Origin of the sequence: Paraburkholderia sp. 22099, from assembly GCF_052045835.1 — a bacterium.
Lineage (GTDB): Bacteria > Pseudomonadota > Gammaproteobacteria > Burkholderiales > Burkholderiaceae > Paraburkholderia > Paraburkholderia terricola.
In genome coordinates this window covers 1-3,220 of record NZ_JBQEPU010000071.1, presented here as the reverse complement: position 1 = coordinate 3,220, position 3,220 = coordinate 1, and the positions used below count along the sequence as shown (strand labels likewise).

At 53.5% G+C, this 3,220-nt stretch carries 2 rRNA genes; both read left to right on the top strand.

The features are described 5' to 3' along the window. Positions 1 to 41: 41 nt before the first annotated feature. Positions 42 to 2,922 (top strand): 23S ribosomal RNA (locus ACTJLC_RS31625). 167 nt (positions 2,923 to 3,089) lie between these two features. Beyond that, a 5S ribosomal RNA gene (gene rrf, locus ACTJLC_RS31620) occupies positions 3,090 to 3,203 on the top strand. Positions 3,204 to 3,220 lie beyond the last annotated feature (17 nt).

Here is a 3,220-nt window from a genome sequence, read left to right as displayed (position 1 = left end):
CTCGACGGATCCGCAAGGACCGGGAGACACACTCGTTATAGGGTCAAGCGAACAAGTGCATGTGGTGGATGCCTTGGCGATCACAGGCGATGAAGGACGCGGTAGCCTGCGAAAAGCGGTGGGGAGCTGGCAAACGAGCTTTGATCCACCGATATCCGAATGGGGAAACCCACTCCTTATGGAGTATCCGTAGCTGAATACATAGGCTACGTGAAGCGAACGCGGTGAACTGAAACATCTAAGTAACCGCAGGAAAAGAAATCAACCGAGATTCCCAGAGTAGTGGCGAGCGAAATGGGAGCAGCCTGTACTCTTTATCTTCATTGTTAGTCGAACGCTCTGGAAAGTGCGGCCATAGCAGGTGATAGCCCTGTAGACGAAAACAGCGAGGAAGAACTAGGTGTACGACAAGTAGGGCGGGACACGTGAAATCCTGTCTGAAGATGGGGGGACCATCCTCCAAGGCTAAATACTCGTGATCGACCGATAGTGAACCAGTACCGTGAGGGAAAGGCGAAAAGAACCCCGGGAGGGGAGTGAAACAGATCCTGAAACCGCATGCATACAAACAGTCGGAGCCTCGCAAGGGGTGACGGCGTACCTTTTGTATAATGGGTCAGCGACTTACATTCAGTGGCAAGCTTAACCGATTAGGGCAGGCGTAGCGAAAGCGAGTCCGAACAGGGCGATTCAGTCGCTGGGTGTAGACCCGAAACCAGGTGATCTATCCATGGCCAGGATGAAGGTGCGGTAACACGTACTGGAGGTCCGAACCCACTAACGTTGAAAAGTTAGGGGATGAGCTGTGGATAGGGGTGAAAGGCTAAACAAACCTGGAAATAGCTGGTTCTCTCCGAAAACTATTTAGGTAGTGCCTCGTGTATCACCTTCGGGGGTAGAGCACTGTCATGGTTGTGGGGTCCATTGCGGATTACTACGCCATAGCAAACTCCGAATACCGAAGAGTGCAATCACGGGAGACAGACATCGGGTGCTAACGTCCGGTGTCAAGAGGGAAACAACCCAGACCGCCAGCTAAGGTCCCCAAATATTGCTAAGTGGGAAACGAAGTGGGAAGGCTAAAACAGTCAGGAGGTTGGCTTAGAAGCAGCCATCCTTTAAAGAAAGCGTAATAGCTCACTGATCGAGTCGTCCTGCGCGGAAGATGTAACGGGGCTAAGCAATATACCGAAGCTGCGGATGCATATTTATATGCATGGTAGGAGAGCGTTCCGTAAGCCTGCGAAGGTGCACTGGAAAGTGTGCTGGAGGTATCGGAAGTGCGAATGCTGACATGAGTAGCGATAAAGGGGGTGAAAGGCCCCCTCGCCGTAAGCCCAAGGTTTCCTACGCAACGTTCATCGGCGTAGGGTGAGTCGGCCCCTAAGGCGAGGCAGAAATGCGTAGCTGATGGGAAGCAGGTTAATATTCCTGCACCATTGTTGAATGCGATGGGGGGACGGATCGCGGAAGGTTGTCCGGGTGTTGGAAGTCCCGGTCCTTGCATTGGAGAAGGCGCTTTGGCAAATCCGGGCGCGTAATTCAAGGGTGTGAGGCCAGTCACTTCGGTGACGAAGCAATCGGAAGTGGTTCCAGGAAAAGCCTCTAAGCTTCAGTTCAACAAGACCGTACCGCAAACCGACACAGGTGGGCGAGATGAGTATTCTAAGGCGCTTGAGAGAACTCGGGAGAAGGAACTCGGCAAATTGGTACCGTAACTTCGGGATAAGGTACGCCCCTGTAGCTTGATGCGCCTGCGCGCAAAGGGTGAAGGGGTTGCAATAAACTGGTGGCTGCGACTGTTTAATAAAAACACAGCACTCTGCAAACACGAAAGTGGACGTATAGGGTGTGACGCCTGCCCGGTGCCGGAAGATTAAATGATGGGGTGCAAGCTCCTGATTGAAGTCCCGGTAAACGGCGGCCGTAACTATAACGGTCCTAAGGTAGCGAAATTCCTTGTCGGGTAAGTTCCGACCTGCACGAATGGCGTAACGATGGCCACACTGTCTCCTCCCGAGACTCAGCGAAGTTGAAGTGTTTGTGATGATGCAATCTCCCCGCGGCTAGACGGAAAGACCCCATGAACCTTTACTGTAGCTTTGCATTGGACTTTGAACCGGTCTGTGTAGGATAGGTGGGAGGCTTTGAAGCGTGAACGCCAGTTTGCGTGGAGCCATCCTTGAAATACCACCCTGATCTGTTTGAGGTTCTAACCCTGGTCCGTGAATCCGGACCGGGGACAGTGCATGGTAGGCAGTTTGACTGGGGCGGTCTCCTCCCAAAGTGTAACGGAGGAGTACGAAGGTACGCTAGGTACGGTCGGAAATCGTGCTGATAGTGCAATGGCATAAGCGTGCTTGACTGCGAGACCGACAAGTCGAGCAGGTGCGAAAGCAGGTCATAGTGATCCGGTGGTTCTGTATGGAAGGGCCATCGCTCAACGGATAAAAGGTACTCTGGGGATAACAGGCTGATACCGCCCAAGAGTTCATATCGACGGCGGTGTTTGGCACCTCGATGTCGGCTCATCTCATCCTGGGGCTGTAGCCGGTCCCAAGGGTATGGCTGTTCGCCATTTAAAGAGGTACGTGAGCTGGGTTTAAAACGTCGTGAGACAGTTTGGTCCCTATCTGCCGTGGGCGCTGGATATTTGAAGGGGGCTGCTCCTAGTACGAGAGGACCGGAGTGGACGAACCTCTGGTGTACCGGTTGTCACGCCAGTGGCATCGCCGGGTAGCTATGTTCGGAAGAGATAACCGCTGAAAGCATCTAAGCGGGAAACTCGCCTTAAGATGAGATATCCCCGGGGCTTCGAGCCCCTTGAAGGGTCGTTCAAGACCAGGACGTTGATAGGTCAGGTGTGTAAGCGCAGTAATGCGTTGAGCTAACTGATACTAATTGCCCGTAAGGCTTGATCCTATAACCAGTGTGTTTCCGGTGGCGCCTCCTCGCGCCGCCCCGCACGGTTGAGATCCGCGTTGTGCCCGATACACTCACCACCCCATTCCCCCTGGTGCGATGCACCAGACACTACTTCTTCCAGATTGGTCGTGTTGACCCCCGCGTCAACCTGACAACAAGTCATGCCTGATGACCATAGCGAGTCGGTACCACCCCTTCCCATCCCGAACAGGACCGTGAAACGACTCCACGCCGATGATAGTGCGGATTGCCCGTGTGAAAGTAGGTAATCGTCAGGCTCCCATGCAGAAACACA